This window comes from Kineosporia sp. NBRC 101731 (assembly GCF_030269305.1).
GTDB lineage: Bacteria > Actinomycetota > Actinomycetes > Actinomycetales > Kineosporiaceae > Kineosporia.
Genome location: NZ_BSTC01000012.1, coordinates 120737 through 135993 on the forward strand (window position 1 = coordinate 120737; position 15257 = coordinate 135993).

Consider the following 15257-nt stretch of genomic DNA (forward strand, 5'->3'; position numbering starts at 1 on the left):
AGATCGCACGCCGCATGAGAGAGCTGAAGTTCCGGGCCTTCACCACGTCGCAGCACGAGCCCGCTTCCGGCAACCCGGCCGGGGTCGTGCTCGACGCGGAACCCCTGTCCGACGCCGACATGCTCAGCACTGCTGCCCGGTTCGGGTTCAGCGAGACGGCCTTCCTGAGCTCGATCACGCCCGACTCGGCCCGCATCCGCTACTTCACACCCCGCGCCGAGATCGCCTTCTGCGGGCACGCCACCATCGCCTCGGGTGTGGCCCTGGCGCGCAACGGAGCGAACCCGGTGATCAGCCTCACGACCAATGTGGGGGTCGTGCCCGTCGAAGCGACACCGCAGCAGGCATCGCTGACCGCGGTGGAGACTTCCGTCGACCACCTCGACGAGGTCCTGCTCGACGAACTGCTGTCCGCGCTCGGACTTTCGCGGTCCGACCTGGACCCGGCCCTGCCACCCGCCTTCCTGCGGGGCGCCAACCCGCACCCGATCGTGCCGGTCGGGCCCGGCGTCCTGGCCCGGCTCGACCACGACTCCGCCGCCGTACTCCGGCTCCAGGACCGCGAGGGCTGGGACGGCACCGTCCCGGTCGTGCATCGACTGGGAGAGACCCGGTTCGCAAGTCGTAACCCGTTCCCGCGCGGGGGCATCCGGGAAGATCCGGCGACCGGATCGGCCGCCGCCGGGCTCGGGGCCTACCTGCGGCACGGCGGCCACCTCCCCGTCCCCTCTCAGATCACGGTCGAACAGGGCCGTGAGGTGGGCCGGCCGTCACTCATCCACGTGTCGGTCCCCGTCACCGGGCGCATCCGGGTCAGCGGCACCGCGGAAGAGATGTAGCGCCAGGGCGCAGTCACCTGCACAGCAAGGGAGGTGCAGGTGGTCCGGGCCGTTCAGCTCCAGCCAAGATCGTGCAGGCGGGCGTCGTCGATGCCGAAATGGTGGGCCACCTCGTGCCGCACGGTGATGCGGACCTCGTCGGCGACCTGCTGCTCGTCCTCACAGATCTCCAGGGTCGGGTTGCGGAAGATCAGGATGCGGTCGGGGAGGCTGCCGGCCGCCCACCAGTCGTCCCGCTCGGTCAGCGGCGTGCCCTCGTAAAGGCCCAGCAGATCCGGATCGTCGTCGGGGGCGTCGTCCTCCACCAGCACCACGACGTTCCGCATCTCCCGCGTCAGGGCCGGCGGGATCTCGTCCAGCGCCTGCGAGACCAGCCGCTCAAAATCTGCCCGGGTCATGTCCACCACCCCCCGATCCTTCCCTATGGCAAAGACATCTGGCACACCCCGCCCTCACAGGAGGCCCAAAGCCTTCGTTCAGGGACTACCGATGAGTCGCCCACTAACGTCCCTCGCATGAACACGACCGACCTTCTCCTCACCGGCCGGCCATTGACCCGCCGAACGCTTTTCGCCGGTGTCTCCGGCCTGGGACTGCTTGTGGCGGGGTGCTCGTCCGGGTCGTCGGGAAGTACGTCCACCTCCGCCACGACCACCGCCTCGACGGCGACCGCCGACGGTGAGGCCGCCGCGGGCAGTGTCGCGGCGCTGGCCCAGGCCTTCTACCAAACCCTCGACGCCGACCAGCAAAGCACAGTACTCCTGGACTACACCCTCGCCAGCGCCAAGCGCTGGTCCAATCTGCCGCAGGGGCTGATCTCCGGCGGCGCGGGCGGCGGGATGCCCGGCGGTGGGACGATGCCCAGTGGTGATGCGATGCCCAGTGGTGGGACGATGCCCAGTGGTGGGACGATGCCCAGTGGCGCCTCGGGTGAGGAGGGAGCCCCGAGTGGCATGCCGTCGGGCGGTGCCGGCGGTGGTGGCGGCAGCAGCCAGGCCCGGGTCGGGATCGCCCTGAGCGCGCTGAGCGACGACCAGCTGGCGGCCTTCACCACCTTGCTGAAGGCGGCCACCGGCACGACGGCAGGGCTGGGCTACGACGAGATCGAGCAGCAACTCGCCGCCGATGACTACCTCGCCGACAACGGCGGCGGCGACACCTACGGCCGCGGCAATTTCTATGTGGCGATCCTCGGCAGCCCGCAGGACTCCGGCACCTGGGAGTTCCAGTTCGGTGGACACCACATGGCCGTGGCCAACACCTACGTCGACGGGAAGCTGGTCGGTGCGACGCCGGCCTTCCGTGGAGTGGAACCGTTCACGAAGTTCGAGCTGGACGGTGAGTCTTACCAGCCACTGAAGGCTAAGCACACGCGTTTCGTCGCCTTGCTCGCATCGCTCAGCAGCTCCGAGCTAGCCTCCGCGAAACTGGCCGACACCTACTCCGACCTGGTGCTGGGTCCCGGCAACGACTGGGCCTTCCCGACCGAGTACGAGGGCGTGAAGATCTCCACGCTGTCGGCGAAGCAGAAGAAGCTGGCCCTCGCGGCGATCGCGGGCTACGTCGAGGACCTCGCCGACAGCGATGCCAAGACCATTCTCGCCGGGTACGAGGACGACCTGGACGACACCTACATCGCCTGGTCGGGCACGCAGGCACTGACCGCGAAGGACGATTACATCCGCATCGACGGGCCGTCGGTGTGGATCGAATTCTCGATGCAGAACGGGATCGTGTTGTCCGGCAACCACCCGCATTCGGTGTGGCGTGACCGCACCACCGATTACGGCGGCACCAAGAGCTGATGCCGTTCCCGAGCAGGTCTGCGGTACGGACGAGGTCCGCGCGGGTGGTCGTGGTGATGATCGTCTGCGCAGTGGCCTGGCTCTGCTGCTCCCCCTCCGCATCGGCGCACGTCGTGCCCACCTCGAGCATCCTGCTCGAGGTGGGCGACGGCGCCGTCGAGGCCACCGTCGGTATTCCGTTGTCCGACCTCGAGTCGGCCACCGGGATCGACCTCGACGACGAGTCCCAGGCCACGATCGACGCCCACGCCGCCCAGATCCAGCAATACCTGCTGGATCACTTCGTCCCCACCAGTGACGACGGTCAAACCTGGACCGTGGACGACGGGTCCCTGACCGTCAGTACCGTCGGGAACGCCCAGACAACCGGGCTTTACCCACAACTGGAAACCGTTTTCACGCTCACCCCACCGCCCGGCAGCGATCGGGAGTCGTTCAACCTCGGGTATGACGCCGTCGTCGACAAGGTGGCCACCCACACCGTGATCGTGACGGCCAGCTCCGAGAGCGACGGCAGCATCAGCGCGGTGGGCACCGTCCGGCGCAGCACGGTGACGAACACCGTGCAGCCGCTGCACGTCGACCTGGCCTCCGACGGTGGGTCCAGCGGTTTCACCGGCCTCTTCAGCCTGGGAGTGGAACACATCCAGGAGGGCACCGACCACCAACTCTTCCTACTGACCCTGCTGTTGCCCGCCCCGCTGGTGGCCGCCGCCCGACGCTGGGGCCCAGCGGTGTCCGCGCGGCGGTCGATGCGCCGGATTGCCACCATCACCCTGTCTTTCACCCTCGGCCACTCGGTGACCCTCGCGCTGGGGGCGCTCGGTGTGCCGGTGCCCCAGCAGCTGGTCGAGTCGCTGATCGCGGTCAGCATCCTGGTCGCGGCCCTGCACGCCGTCCGCCCGATCTTCCCGGGCCGGGAAGCCCTGGTGGCCGCCTCTTTCGGGCTCGTCCACGGACTGGCGTTCTCGGAGGCACTGCGCGAGCTCGACCTGACGGGAGCGCAACTGGTCGTTGCGCTGCTGGGGTTCAACTTCGGGATCGAGGCCATGCAGCTGGTCATCGTCGCGCTGGTCCTGCCGCCCCTGATCCTGCTGGCCCGCGCCGAGCGATACCAGACCCTCCGGATCGTCGCGGCCGTGGCGACAGCGGTCGCCGCCGTCGGCTGGCTGGGAGCCCGGGTCGGCATCGCCAATCCGGTGGCCGACGTCGCCGACCGGATCGGGATCCTGGGCCTCCCCGTTATCGCCGCCCTCTGGGCGGTCGCCCTCATCCTCGTCCTCCATGATCGACGACGTTCCCCGGCACCGACGAGCGCCGGCACCCACGTCGTCTTCAGTCAGGCAACTGGCGGGAGATCGCCGGAATGACGATGGACGCGGCCACCGTGTGGGTCACCATCAGCAGGAGCCGGGTGGCGACCTCCGCGTCGGCGAACACGTCCGGCACGAACGACAGGACGGTGAGCGCCACCGTGGTGCGGACGAACACGGTCCGCGGGTGGGCGGTGAACCGGCGGATCCCGACGGCGAGCGCGAGCCCGATCAGGGAGAAGGCCAGGGTCAGCGAGGCGAACCCGGCCACCGGGATGGGTTCCCCGGACACGTCGAGACTGATGCCGGCGGCGTGACCGACAGCGGCCACGGCGGTGGTCGCGGCGGCGGCCACCACCGCGGCGACCACGCCGGTGAGGATCAGGGCGCGGGTCGTGGGTGCATCGTTCGTGGTGACGGTCATGATGATGCCTCCGAAGCTCCTGGGTGATGGACCGGTCAGCGATTCAGACCCGGCAGCGGGGCGGAACTCATCGGTTCTCCGTCCCTCGGTTGACCTCATCCTCAGTTGAGGTTGCAGACTCAGGTGATCGAGGGACGCGGTTCAACAACGGGGGTTACCGGTGCGAGTGGTCCATGTCGTCGGGTTCGGTGGTCCGGAGATGCTGGTTCCCGCCGTGGAGCCGGATCCCGTGGCCGGGCCGGGTCAGGTCCTGGTCGAGGTGTCGGTGGCGGGACTGACGTTCGTCGAGACCCAGATCCGCCAGGGTGTGGGTAGCTGGCACCGGCGCCCGGAACTTCCATATGTGCCCGGTGGTTTGGTCGGCGGGACGGTCAGGGAACTCGGCTCCCGCGTCGATCCGTCCTGGGCGGGCCGGAGGGTCGTGGCGAGGATCGGCGAGACCGGTGGTTTCGCCGAGCTGGCGGTCGCGGAGCCCGGCCAGTTGTTCGCGGTGCCGGACGCGCTGGGGCTCCAGGAAGCCGTCGCCCTGTACACCGACGGGAGCACCGCCCAGGGGCTCGTCGAGCACGCCGGCATCACACCGGGCGACCGGGTCCTGATCGAGGCGGCGGCCGGTGGGGTGGGAAGCCTGCTGATCCAGCTGTGCCGGCTGGCCGGGGCCCAGGTGATCGCGGCTGCGCGAGGCAGCCGCAAGCTGGACCTCACCCGCACCCTCGGCGCACACGCGTCGGTGGACTACTCCACCCCGGACTGGAGCGGGCAGGTCCGGCAGATCACGGCCGGCACCGGCCCGGACGTCGTCTTCGACGGTGTCGGCGGCCCGATCGGACGCTCCGCGTTCGAGATGACCGCACCTCAGGGACGTTTCTCCATCCACGGCGCCGCCAGTGGCGAGCTCACCCGGATCAGTCCCGACGAGGCCGCCCGGCGCGACGTGACGGTGATCAGCATCGACCAGCTGGCCGGTTTCCGACCGCACGTACCCCGCTGGGCCGAGCAGATCATGGCCCAGGCGATCTCCGGTGACGTGGTGCCCGTGATCGGTCAGACGTTCCCCCTGGAGCGGGCGTCCGAAGCCCACGCCGCGATCGAGAACCGCACCGCTCTGGGCAAGACGCTGGTCATCGTGCGGTGACGCTGCACCGATGCATCCGTCTGCCCTGAGCCGTGGTCGGTACGGCCGGTGGCACGCCGGGCACTTCACCCCGGCGACCACCGCGCCGACTCGAGCACCTCGTCCATCATTAATCCCTTGGCCCCGGTGCGGCGGCCGTGCCATCCTGATCGGACTGCCGCACCACAACACACCACCACGCATCACCATGCAGACCATCGAGAGGAGACCGGTCATGTTCCGCACCACGAACTCATCAGCCTTCTCCCGCTATGGCTATCGCATGTCGTGGCGCCTGTGGATGCCCGTGCCGGGAGGCCCTTCCTGAACCTGATGCGATCTCAGGTGTCACGAAGGCGCCGTTCCCGTAAGACATCGGGAGCGGCGTTTTTACGTTCCTGGGGGCTTAGCTCAGCTGGAAGAGCACCGGATTCCAAACCCGGGTGCCGGGGGTTCGAGTCCCTCAGCCCCTGCGCAGCACGGCGAAGTAGCTCAGTCGGAAGAGCACCGGACTCATAACCCGGGGGTCGGAGGTTCGAACCCTCTCTTCGCCACGATTCACCCAGCAGGACAGCAAGAACGAGCGGGCGCACCGGGCAAGTGGTTGAGCCCAGCGGTCTGTAAAACCGTCGCTTCGGCTGTGGGGGTTCGACTCCCTCCGTCCGCACTCGCCCCTGGGACCGGGACTAGGCCTGTTCCTTGCTGCACCACCACGTCGTCCGCCCACCGACCGTACCCTGCACCATCGGCGCCCGGTCACGCGGGCAGCGAGCGGCTTTCTTGCGGTAGGGAACAACTTTGAGAGTGTGCACGCCTCCGCCGGCGATGGCGTCGCGAATCGCGGCCCGGGTGGCCCGCAGGAGCCGGGCGACCTCGTCGGGGTCCAGCTCGTCGGCCGGGCGGGAAGGACGGATACGGGCGGCCCAGAGAATCTGGTCGGCCAGCAGGTTGCCGATACCGGCGATCCGGTCCTGGTCCATCAACCGCGCCTTGACCGGTGCACCGCTGGAGGCCAGCAGCCCCCGGAAGGCGTCGGGCTTGATGAACTGGGCGTCCGGGCCGAGCTTCTCGACCGGCGGGTCGAGGCGCACCCGGCCCAGACGACGAGGATCGATGAGCAGCAGGCTCCCACCGTCCTCGAACGTCACCCCGAACCGGCTGAAGCGATGGTCGCCCGGCTGCCGACCTCGTTCCCAGTAGTCGCCGCCGTCTATCTCGGTACCGGCCCCGTCACCGATCACGATCTTGCCCGACATCCCCAGGTGGATACCCAGCACCGGCCCATCGGCGGAGGTGTCGACCCACATGCTCTTGCCCCGCCGGTGCGCCGCACTCAGCGTGCGCCCGACCAGCGCCTGCCTGATCTGACCCGGCCGATGCGGTCGGCACTCATACGTGTCGCTGTCATCGACGTCGACGATCGTTCGGTTCAGGGCCCAGCGCTCGATGACGGCGCGGGCGGATTCGACCTCGGGCAGCTCGGGCACAGCAGCATTTTCACACAATTACACAGGGTGACCAGCGGACGGGGAGCGATCCTTGGTAGTTATGGTGCGTGAAACCCGCGCCCGAACCTGAGCACTCCGTCCAGACCCTGCAGAACGACCTCCTCCGCACGGCCACCGCCGCCGGGGTCAAGATCGCATCCTTCGGCCAGACCTGGCGCGCGCTGACCCTCTGGATACTGTCGACCGCGGCCCGCAACCGCCCGACCTGGCTCCTGGTCGCCGCGGTCGCCGTCCTGATCGGCTTCTTCCCGGTCGTCGGATGGTTCGCACTCGCGGTGGTCGTGGGCTATTGGCCGGTCATGACCGCGGTGGCGGCGTACATCACCCTCAACCGCACCTGGACCTTGCTCATCGACGAGACCCGCACCGCGATCATCGGCTTCCGGATCTGGCAGAACGACGACCGTACGGAACTGATCCTCGACTCCCACCGGGCCCGGCGACCGGGTACCGGGCAGGGCCGGCGGCTGCGGAGCCACCTCGGACCCCACCTCGGCGATGCCCTGACCCGGCACCCTTCCACCGTCGTCCGGTTCCGCGCCCAGAACCAGCGCCTGGCCGGCACTTACCTCGACGAACTGAAGACCGTTCTGCCCGAGAGCGCGCAATGGAGCCACCACCTGGACGGCGTGCACGGAACGGTGCGCCGTGACGGGTGAGGCGACATCAACTCATTGAGGACGCGGGTGCCCGCCGCCGGTCCGGCGGTCTCTCATCCTCAGGTCCCGAAGCTCTGGCCCCTGGTACCGAATCCGCGCCAGAAGCACCTGATGTCCTGCAGGCCTCTATAGATTGCCGCAGGTGTTGTCCTGGATGAATCGGCTCGGGCCGGAAGATGTTGCCTTCGGAGCGGTACTGCTCCTGATCGTTCTCACGGTGCTGGTGCTCGCGCGGCGTCGGGGGTCCGGAGGGCGCAGGCTGCTCGCCGTGGGACTGTTCGGCGGGTATCTCACCGTACTGGCGCTCATCATTCTCTGTCCCCTTCCGGGAGAGCGGCCACCAGCGGCGTTCTTCGGCGAGGAGGCCATCCCCGTGCTGCAGATCTCCACCGAGCTCGACCTGCGGGGCCTGCTGTCCAGTGGACTGAACGACCAGAATCTGCAGAATCTCGTTCTCACGGTGCCGTTCGGGTTCGGCCTGCCCTTCATGGTCCGCCGCGGCGCCCTCTGGCTCACCGTGGCCTGCCTGCTCGTGGGGGCTGGGCTCGAAGGCTCGCAGGCCCTGGCCTGCTGGGCAGCCGGGTGGTCCTACCGCAGCATCGACGTGAACGACCTGATCACCAATGATCTCGGCGCCCTGCTCGGACTGCTGCTCTTCGCCCTCGTCAACTGGTGGTTCTCGCTGCGGCCCGGACCGTCCGGTCGCACCGTCGCCATCGGCGCACCGATCGCGATCAGCCTCGCGACCGTCGCCCTGGCAGCGGGCCCCCGCCCGGGTTTCGATCCCGGGATCAACTACTGCGAGGTGGTTCCCGCCGCCACGACCGCCCTTGACGACTATGCCGTCTTCGAGGATCACGGCGTGGCCTGCCTGACATCGCCCCAGGGATTCGTGGCCCTGAACCCCGGCGATCAGACCCCCTTCGTGGACACGTCAGCAACCGGCACGATGAACATCGTCGGCCTGGCACCGGCTGAGACGAGCCGGGTGCAAGCCGTTCTCGGGAACGGGTCACCGGTCGAGGCCCACCTGCTCCGGCTCGACGGCCTGCCGGATCGACTGGTCTACGTGGCTCCGACGGGGAGCGCCGGAACCGATGACCTGACGGCCGAGGTCACCCTGTTCGCCGCCGACGGGTCGCTCGTCGCGAAAGTCAGCAACCGCTGACACCAAGCCGTCGACATGACTGTTCACCATATCCAGCGCTCTTCGCGAACCGGTCAGTGATGAGGGCCGCGAGCGCGTGTTCGCCACCAACGCGGCCGGATCTACCCGCGCCTCGAGAGGTTCACCACTACCGATCAACAGCATGGAGGACGCTGGTGCCTCCGTCGGTGATGGTCGGCACCTGGGGTTCATCCCTGGTGCGGTGGCCACGAACGTTCGCCCGCCGCCCCCTCACCCTCGGAGTTCGCGGCACTGAAAGCGTTGTCACCACAGCCAGATGGATTCAGACCGGGAACGTCACGCCGGTGAGGCTCTCGGAGACCGACCACAGGCGCTGCTGCACCGCGATGTCGTAGGACTCGGGGCTGGAGACGACCAGCCGCGGGTTCCCCCGCAGCTCGCCCCGCCCGCCCGGACCGTAGTACTGCCCACCGAGGACGGCCGGGTCGGTGGCGGCGCGTAGCGTCGGCAGTGCGCCCATCGGCGCCGGCTGGGTGATCAGCGGTGCGAGCACGGTGAGCGGCAGACGGAGCGCGGGCGGGGTGTTGCGAGCCAGCTCGGTGTTGGAGAGCCCCGGATGGGCGGCCACCGCGACCGTGCTGCCGTGCGCCGCCAGCCGCCGCTGCAGCTCGTAGGTGAACATCAGGTTCGCCAGCTTAGCCTGACCGTAGGCACCGACCCGGCTGTACGAGCGCTCCCAGTGCAGGTCGTCGAAGTGGATCGCCGCCTGGATGCGGTGCCCGGTGCTGCTGACCGTCACCACCCGCGATCCGGGAACCGACAGCAACCGGTCGAGCAGCAGCCCGGTGAACGCGAAGTGGCCGAGGTGGTTCGTGCCGAACTGCAGCTCGAAGCCGTCCTGGGTGGTCTGTTGCGGGGTGTACATCACGCCCGCGTTGTTGATCAGCAGGTCGATGCGCGGGTGGGCCGCGCGCAGGTTCGCCGCGGCCGCCCGGACCGACTCCAGCGAGGACAGGTCCAACTCCTGCACGCCGACGTCCCCGGCGATCCGGGCCGCGGCCTGTTTGCCCTTCTCCACGTCGCGCACGGCCAGCACGACCGAGGCCCCGCGCTCTGCCAGCGCCCGGGCGGTCTCGAAACCCAGCCCGGTGTTGGCGCCGGTCACCACCGCGACCCGACTCTTCTGATCAGGGATGTTCTGCTCGGTCCAGTGCTCGCTCATGTCGCTCTCCTTGAAAGTACCGTCGGTCTCTTACTGGTTCGAGATTAAGAGACCGCCGGTCTCAAGTCAAGAGACCGGTGGTCTGTAATGTAGGATCGAAGGGTGACGTTCCAACGGGCGCGAAGTGAGGAGCAGCGGGAGATCCGCCGCCGCGCGATCCTGGACACCGCCACCGCCATGCTCGACGAGATGCCGGTCGCCGAGGTGAGCCTCAACGAGCTGAGCCGCCGGGTCGGGCTCGCCAAGTCGAACGTGTTGCGCTACTTCGAAACTCGTGAGGCGGTTCTCCTCGAGCTGCTGAACCGGTTCGTGCAGGAATGGCTGGCCGCGCTCAAGGACGAACTGGCCACCGGTATCGACCGGCGCGACTCCCCCGCGGAACGGGCCGGCCGGCTGGCCGAGATCCTCAGCCGCTCCCTCGCCGATCGGCCGGTGCTGTGCAACCTGTTCGGTGCGCAGGGCAGCGTCCTGGAGCAGAACGTGTCCATCGAGGTGGCGACCCGGCACAAACGCACCTCACTCGAGGGCCTCGCCACCGCGACCGACCTCGTCCTCCAGCACGTTCCCGAGTTCGGCGACGGCGCCCAGGCCTACTGCCTGCAGGTCCTGGTCCTGGCCGGCGCACTGTCGGCCTACGTCCCCCCTCCCCCGAGCATCCTCGCCGTCTACCAGGCCGATCCCTCGCTCGCCACGGTGCCGGGCACCCTGCACGACGCACTGCGCCTGTCCGTCAGCATGACGACCATGGGTGTCCTGCCCCGGACCTGACGGCCTGGCGATCCGGGCACCTAACCCGGCTCGTAGAGTGGCGGGGTGGACGAACCCACTGCCGGTGCGGCGCACTACCCGTCCACCATTGCCGCGGCCCTCGAGCACGAACTCGTCGTCAAGAAGTCGCGCTTCATCGCCCAGGTCACCCCGGCGCGCACGACCGAGGAGGCCGAGGCCGTCATCGCGGCGGTCCGTAAGCACTATTGGGACGCCCGCCACCACTGCGTCGCCCTGGTCATCGGCACCCACGCCGACCAGCAGCGCTCGTCCGACGGCGGCGAACCCTCCGGCACCGCGGGAGTGCCCATGCTCGAGGTGCTGCGCCGTCGCGACCTGACCGACCTGGTGACCGTCGTGACCCGCTACTTCGGCGGGGTCAAGCTCGGTGCGGGTGGTCTCGTACGCGCCTACTCCACCGCTGTCTCCGAAGCCCTCGACCTCGCCCGGGTCGTGCGGCGCACACCGGCGGTCCGGGTGGAGGTCGAGGTGCCGCACCAGGACGCCGGCCGCATCCAGGGAGTCCTGCGTGAGTGGGTGGACACCGGCGACGCCCAGATCACCGACGTGACCTACCTGGCGAGCGCCACGATCACCCTGCTCGTGCCACCATCACGGCTCGGCGACCTCGACGCCGCCCTCGCCGCCGCGAGCGCGGGCCGGCTGACGGCGGTGCGGGGCGACATCGTGGTGATGGAACGCTAGGCACCGGAACCTCGCCGGCTCCTGTCGATCCGCCGTTCCCCTGCCCCGACACGTACTGAAGAACGGTCCGGGGATCGACGACCAGCACGTGGGTAAGACCGGCTCGCACGGTGACGAGAGCAACGTGCTGCGGCTGGACGGCAGGGCCAACCGCTGACGACTGTCTCTGCCGTCAGTCGTACTTCTTGACATAGACCAGTGCCGGACCGTCGTCCGGCGGCTGGTAGCCGATGACGACGGAACCGTTGCTGACCCGGGCGGTCGTCAGGTCGGTGCTTTCCGACGTGACCGTGAGGGCCGGATCTTTCAGGTCGTACACGGTTGTCCCGGTGGCCGACGAGCTCAGGAGCTTCGTATCGGTGATCCACGCAGCCGCGTACGGACCGTCGATCCCAGGATTGATCAGCTCGCCCTGACGTCCGGTCCCGGCCTTGCTCCCCAGCGGAACAGTCAGCCAGTTACCGTGCCCATCACCGGCTTGAGGGAAATAGGTAACGGTCTGCCCGATGACGTCGTAGTACATCAGACCGAGGAATGTGGTGACGGGCGCGATCTGCTTCGGTCCCGGCAGCCGGATCTGAGTCAGGGACTTGAGATACACCGTGTCTGTCACCTCGGCTCCGGGTGCGGTCTCCAGGACGAAGAGCCGTCCGTCGTCGGTGAACTCCAGAGCGCCCGGCTGATCCCGCTCAGCTACGACGTCCGCGGTCCTTGCCCCGGGCTCCCAGCGATAGATCGGGTACCGGCCGGAGGCGTCGCCCTGTTGCCAGCCGATCTGCCGACCATCGGTCACCAGGGACGGTACGGACGCCCGCCTTCCCGGCTTCTGGGACTCGGCCAGAAGCCGGGGTGTGGTTGAGTCCAGCGGCTGTGCGTAGAGTCGCCAGCTGTAGCAACCGTCTTCGTCGGCACCGGTACAGCCGCCGGACGAAGGATCCATCACCTCGCTACGGAGCATCCAGTCACCGGCTCCGATAGCCATGTTCTCGATCCAGCCCTCGTCGATGCTCGCGTAGCGACGAGTCGCTCCGGTCTTCATGTCCATCACCCAGGTCTGGGTCGCCTGGACATGGTCCGCATCGACCGGCATCAGCAGGTAGTGGCCGACCTGACGGGCACCGGATCCCGCAACCGAGCGTCCGGACGGCAACTCCCACGCCTGTCCCGATCCCAGCACGTCCAGATCGGGTGGAAGCACGGACGCCTTCGACAGGGTGATGTCTTCCAGCGAATCCCCTGATTCGCCATCGTGCTGCGACTGGCAGGCTGTCAGTCCCGACACGAGCATCACTACCGACAGAAGGACCAGCGAGCGCAGAGCGCGGTATCGCATGGTTTGAGACCCTATGGCATGGGCGGACACCCGATGTCTTCACCGGTCTCGGCGCGCCACGTACTGCGGCGTGACGAAGTGCGCGTGTACATCGACCAGGCCGCTCACGCCAGGAATCCGTTCAGGGCATCGAGCAGGAGCTGCGGCCGGTGCTGCGGAATGATGTGCCCGCAGTTCTCCAGGACAACGCCCGAGAGGGTGTCTGCGATCGGCTCGAGCTGCCGGTGCAGAGCATCGCCGACCGGCGCCGCCCCGATGGCGAACGTCGGCACCTTCAGCCGCGATTCGCTCACGGCCAGGGCGATCTGCTGCCCACTGACAGGGAAGGCCCGATAGTGCTCGAACGCTGCCCGCAGTGCTTCGGGGCTGTTGTAGGCCACATGGACGGCGTCACGGAACCCCGGACTGACCCCGTCTCCCCCAGTCCCCGTCCGCAGGAAGAAATCGATGTAGTCGGTCTCGTTCCCGGCCAGGACGCTCTCGGCCAGGCCCGGAACCGCGTGGAACGCGAACCACCACGGCGGCCCGCCGCGCAGGAAGTCCTCGGCGCCCGGTAGGCGGCCGATCAGCGACTCCATCACCACGAGCTTGCGCACCCGCTCGGGACGGGTCAGGGCGAGCAGGAAAGTCGGCGGGGTACCCAGATCGATGCCGACCACGTCCGCGGTCGCCAGATCGAGGGCATCCATCAGGCCGACCAGGTCCTGGGTCACGTCCATGGCCGTGTATCCGGTCTCCGGGCGCTCGGAGGCACCCATCCCCCGCAGGTCCGGGGCCACCACCGTGTAGCGCTCGGCCAGCGCGGGGATGATCGGTTCCCAGATCTGCCAGGTGTGCGGAAACCCGTGCACCAGGATGACGGCCGGCCCCTGGCCCGCCGTCGCGACGCTCAGCTCGATGCCGTTCGCCTGAATCCTCTGTGTCGAGATCACGTCAGTTCCTTCTGTCGGTTACCGTTGATTACCTCCTGACCGTATGGAACTTCTACTGACCTCGGAAGAGCACAAAATGCCGTCACCTGGTTCCCGCGAAGTAACCGCCACTACCCCTTCCGATCTCGCCCTGCGACGGGGAGACCTGTTCGATGTCGAGTGCCCCACCCGGGAGCTTCTGGACCGCATCGGGAGCAAGTGGGTGGCGATGATCATTACGGTGCTCGCACGGCCCACGACTCCCGAGTTGAGGTTCGCGGAACTGGAGCGAGCGATGCCCGGGATCTCGCACCGCATGCTTTCCCAGGAACTCAAACGGCTGACCCTGGACGGCCTTGTGCACCGTCGCGTCGAGGACAGCGTGCCGGTCAAGGTCTTCTATCGACTCACCCCGCTGGGGATGTCGCTGCACGGACCGATCTCGGTCCTGCGCGAGTGGGCCGAGGCCAACATGGGAGCCATCGACGCCCGGCGCCGCAGCGCCTGATCCGAACGGACTGCCCTCGCCGACGGCGATGACGAGATCAGGGCTGGATTACACGCCCGGACCACCGGAACGCGAAAGTGTGGCCGTTGCTGACCCCGCCCGAACTCAGCCGCGGTCCTCATCCGGCCGCGAGGGCCAGCGCACCGTGATGAGGCGCCCACCGGTCGGCGTGCTGAACCGATGGTTCACGCCCGGCCCGAACCGCACATAGTCACCCTGCTCGTCCAACTCGGCCGTGCCGTCGGTGAAGTGGATGCGCATCTGCCCGGAGATCAGGATGCCTACCGACGTCCCCCGGGACTTCTCCCAGTCCGTCTGCACATCACCGGCCCGGTGGTCCGACCACTTGATCTCGACGTCCTCGCTGTAGTTGACGCCCTGGTCGCCGGTCGCGAAGAACCCGATCAGCCAGCTCTTCTCATCCCGGTCGTCGGTGGCGTTGCCCTGGTGCCAGTCCATCACTGCCTCGTTCCCTCGCCGATCGCCGTGCCGGGTTCATCGTGCCGGAGAATGCGAACGCCGCATTCCCCGATGGCGGTCGACGATGGCTCCTGCCAAGGTGATGCATGACTTCGCGGACCTCGAACTTCTGTATCGACGCGCGTGATCCTCGCGCGCAGGTGGCGTGGTGGGCTCAGGTGCTCGACGACTTCCGGCCCGCCGATGACGACGGCACCGACGACGAGGTGGAGCTGATCGGCCCGGCCGGACGCTCGCTGATCTTCCTTCGTGTTCCGGAGCCCAAGACGGTGAAGAACCGCATGCACATCTGCGTCCGCCCGGTCGACTGCACCCGTGACGAGGAGGTTCAGCGGCTGCTCGACATCGGGGCGACGCTCGTGAACGACCTGCGCCAGGACGATTCCGGATGGGCCGTGCTCGCCGATCCGGAAGGAAATGAGTTCTGCGTGCTCACCACCGGTGCGCACGCGGCGGGGGTCGCCCACGGGTAGCCCGAGCCGGTGTAGGTCGCGGCCTGGGGTGATTCCGTTTTTGTCGGCCCCCTCTGGCACAGTGAT

The 15257-nt window shown here is 68.2% G+C and carries 17 protein-coding genes and 3 tRNA genes; 13 read left to right on the plus strand and 7 right to left on the minus strand.

Annotation, left to right across the window (positions count from 1 at the left end):
- Positions 1–14 precede the first annotated feature (14 nt).
- Complete coding sequence (locus tag QSK05_RS27630) at positions 15–839, plus strand: PhzF family phenazine biosynthesis protein (RefSeq protein WP_285600279.1); 825 nt, start codon at positions 15–17, stop codon at positions 837–839.
- Positions 840–892: 53 nt separating this feature from the next.
- On the opposite strand, the gene QSK05_RS27635 is transcribed toward QSK05_RS27630, so the two are convergent.
- Entirely contained in the window at positions 893–1237 is a 345-nt protein-coding gene (locus QSK05_RS27635; RefSeq protein WP_285600375.1) for a metallopeptidase family protein, read from the minus strand.
- Between the two features lie 117 nt (positions 1238–1354).
- Between QSK05_RS27635 and QSK05_RS27640 the strand changes: the two genes are divergently transcribed.
- Entirely contained in the window at positions 1355–2644 is a 1290-nt protein-coding gene (locus QSK05_RS27640) for a DUF3500 domain-containing protein (RefSeq protein ID WP_285600280.1), read from the plus strand.
- Positions 2644–4014, plus strand: coding sequence for a HupE/UreJ family protein (locus QSK05_RS27645; RefSeq protein WP_285600281.1), 1371 nt, complete (start codon positions 2644–2646; stop codon positions 4012–4014). Before QSK05_RS27640 ends, QSK05_RS27645 begins: the two co-directional genes overlap by 1 nt.
- Here QSK05_RS27645 and QSK05_RS27650 read toward each other — a convergent pair.
- Entirely contained in the window at positions 3980–4381 is a 402-nt protein-coding gene (locus QSK05_RS27650; RefSeq protein ID WP_285600282.1) for a DUF6069 family protein, read from the minus strand. The two genes, QSK05_RS27645 and QSK05_RS27650, sit on opposite strands and share 35 nt — an antisense overlap.
- A gap of 160 nt (positions 4382–4541) precedes the next feature.
- Between QSK05_RS27650 and QSK05_RS27655 the strand changes: the two genes are divergently transcribed.
- From QSK05_RS27655 to QSK05_RS27670, 4 genes are all read left to right on the plus strand, one after another.
- Positions 4542–5516: a zinc-binding dehydrogenase gene (locus QSK05_RS27655; RefSeq protein ID WP_285600283.1), complete on the plus strand. Its 975-nt coding sequence runs from the start codon at positions 4542–4544 to the stop codon at positions 5514–5516.
- Positions 5517–5895: 379 nt separating this feature from the next.
- A tRNA-Trp gene (locus tag QSK05_RS27660) sits at positions 5896–5968 on the plus strand.
- A gap of 8 nt (positions 5969–5976) precedes the next feature.
- A tRNA-Met gene (locus QSK05_RS27665) sits at positions 5977–6049 on the plus strand.
- A gap of 29 nt (positions 6050–6078) precedes the next feature.
- Positions 6079–6162: transfer RNA gene (locus QSK05_RS27670), tRNA-Tyr, on the plus strand.
- 19 nt (positions 6163–6181) lie between these two features.
- Here the strand turns inward: QSK05_RS27670 and QSK05_RS27675 are convergent.
- Positions 6182–6982: an Fpg/Nei family DNA glycosylase gene (locus tag QSK05_RS27675; protein WP_285600284.1), complete on the minus strand. Its 801-nt coding sequence runs from the start codon at positions 6980–6982 to the stop codon at positions 6182–6184.
- 68 nt (positions 6983–7050) lie between these two features.
- On the opposite strand from QSK05_RS27675, the gene QSK05_RS27680 reads away from it, so the two are divergent.
- Together QSK05_RS27680 and QSK05_RS27685 are read left to right on the plus strand one after the other, a co-directional pair.
- The gene (locus QSK05_RS27680; protein WP_285600285.1) at positions 7051–7662 is read left to right on the plus strand and encodes a hypothetical protein; all 612 of its coding nucleotides are present in this window, start codon (positions 7051–7053) and stop codon (positions 7660–7662) included.
- A 142-nt stretch (positions 7663–7804) separates the two neighbouring features.
- A complete protein-coding gene (locus QSK05_RS27685) occupies positions 7805–8830 on the plus strand; it encodes a VanZ family protein (RefSeq protein WP_285600286.1) in 1026 nt (341 codons plus the stop codon).
- 283 nt (positions 8831–9113) lie between these two features.
- On the opposite strand, the gene QSK05_RS27690 is transcribed toward QSK05_RS27685, so the two are convergent.
- A complete protein-coding gene (locus QSK05_RS27690) occupies positions 9114–10013 on the minus strand; it encodes an SDR family NAD(P)-dependent oxidoreductase (protein WP_285600287.1) in 900 nt (299 codons plus the stop codon).
- A 102-nt stretch (positions 10014–10115) separates the two neighbouring features.
- On the opposite strand from QSK05_RS27690, the gene QSK05_RS27695 reads away from it, so the two are divergent.
- Together QSK05_RS27695 and QSK05_RS27700 are read left to right on the plus strand one after the other, a co-directional pair.
- Positions 10116–10781, plus strand: a complete 666-nt coding sequence (locus tag QSK05_RS27695; protein WP_285600288.1) for a TetR/AcrR family transcriptional regulator — start codon at positions 10116–10118, stop codon at positions 10779–10781.
- 45 nt (positions 10782–10826) lie between these two features.
- A complete protein-coding gene (locus QSK05_RS27700) occupies positions 10827–11486 on the plus strand; it encodes an IMPACT family protein (protein WP_285600289.1) in 660 nt (219 codons plus the stop codon).
- 172 nt (positions 11487–11658) lie between these two features.
- Here the strand turns inward: QSK05_RS27700 and QSK05_RS27705 are convergent, their stop codons facing one another.
- Both QSK05_RS27705 and QSK05_RS27710 read right to left on the minus strand, forming a co-directional pair.
- Entirely contained in the window at positions 11659–12819 is a 1161-nt protein-coding gene (locus QSK05_RS27705; RefSeq protein WP_285600290.1) for a hypothetical protein, read from the minus strand.
- A gap of 104 nt (positions 12820–12923) precedes the next feature.
- Entirely contained in the window at positions 12924–13751 is an 828-nt protein-coding gene (locus QSK05_RS27710) for an alpha/beta fold hydrolase (RefSeq protein WP_285600291.1), read from the minus strand.
- Between the two features lie 76 nt (positions 13752–13827).
- Here QSK05_RS27710 and QSK05_RS27715 point away from each other — a divergent pair, with 76 nt between their 5' ends.
- Positions 13828–14238 carry a winged helix-turn-helix transcriptional regulator gene (locus QSK05_RS27715; RefSeq protein WP_285600292.1) on the plus strand — a complete coding sequence of 137 codons (411 nt, stop codon included), beginning with the start codon at positions 13828–13830 and terminating at the stop codon, positions 14236–14238.
- A 105-nt stretch (positions 14239–14343) separates the two neighbouring features.
- Here QSK05_RS27715 and QSK05_RS27720 read toward each other — a convergent pair whose 3' ends face one another.
- The gene (locus QSK05_RS27720) at positions 14344–14697 is read right to left on the minus strand and encodes a hypothetical protein (RefSeq protein WP_285600293.1); all 354 of its coding nucleotides are present in this window, start codon (positions 14695–14697) and stop codon (positions 14344–14346) included.
- Between the two features lie 107 nt (positions 14698–14804).
- On the opposite strand from QSK05_RS27720, the gene QSK05_RS27725 reads away from it, so the two are divergent.
- A complete protein-coding gene (locus tag QSK05_RS27725; RefSeq protein WP_285600294.1) occupies positions 14805–15191 on the plus strand; it encodes a VOC family protein in 387 nt (128 codons plus the stop codon).
- The last annotated feature ends 66 nt before the right edge of the window (positions 15192–15257 follow it).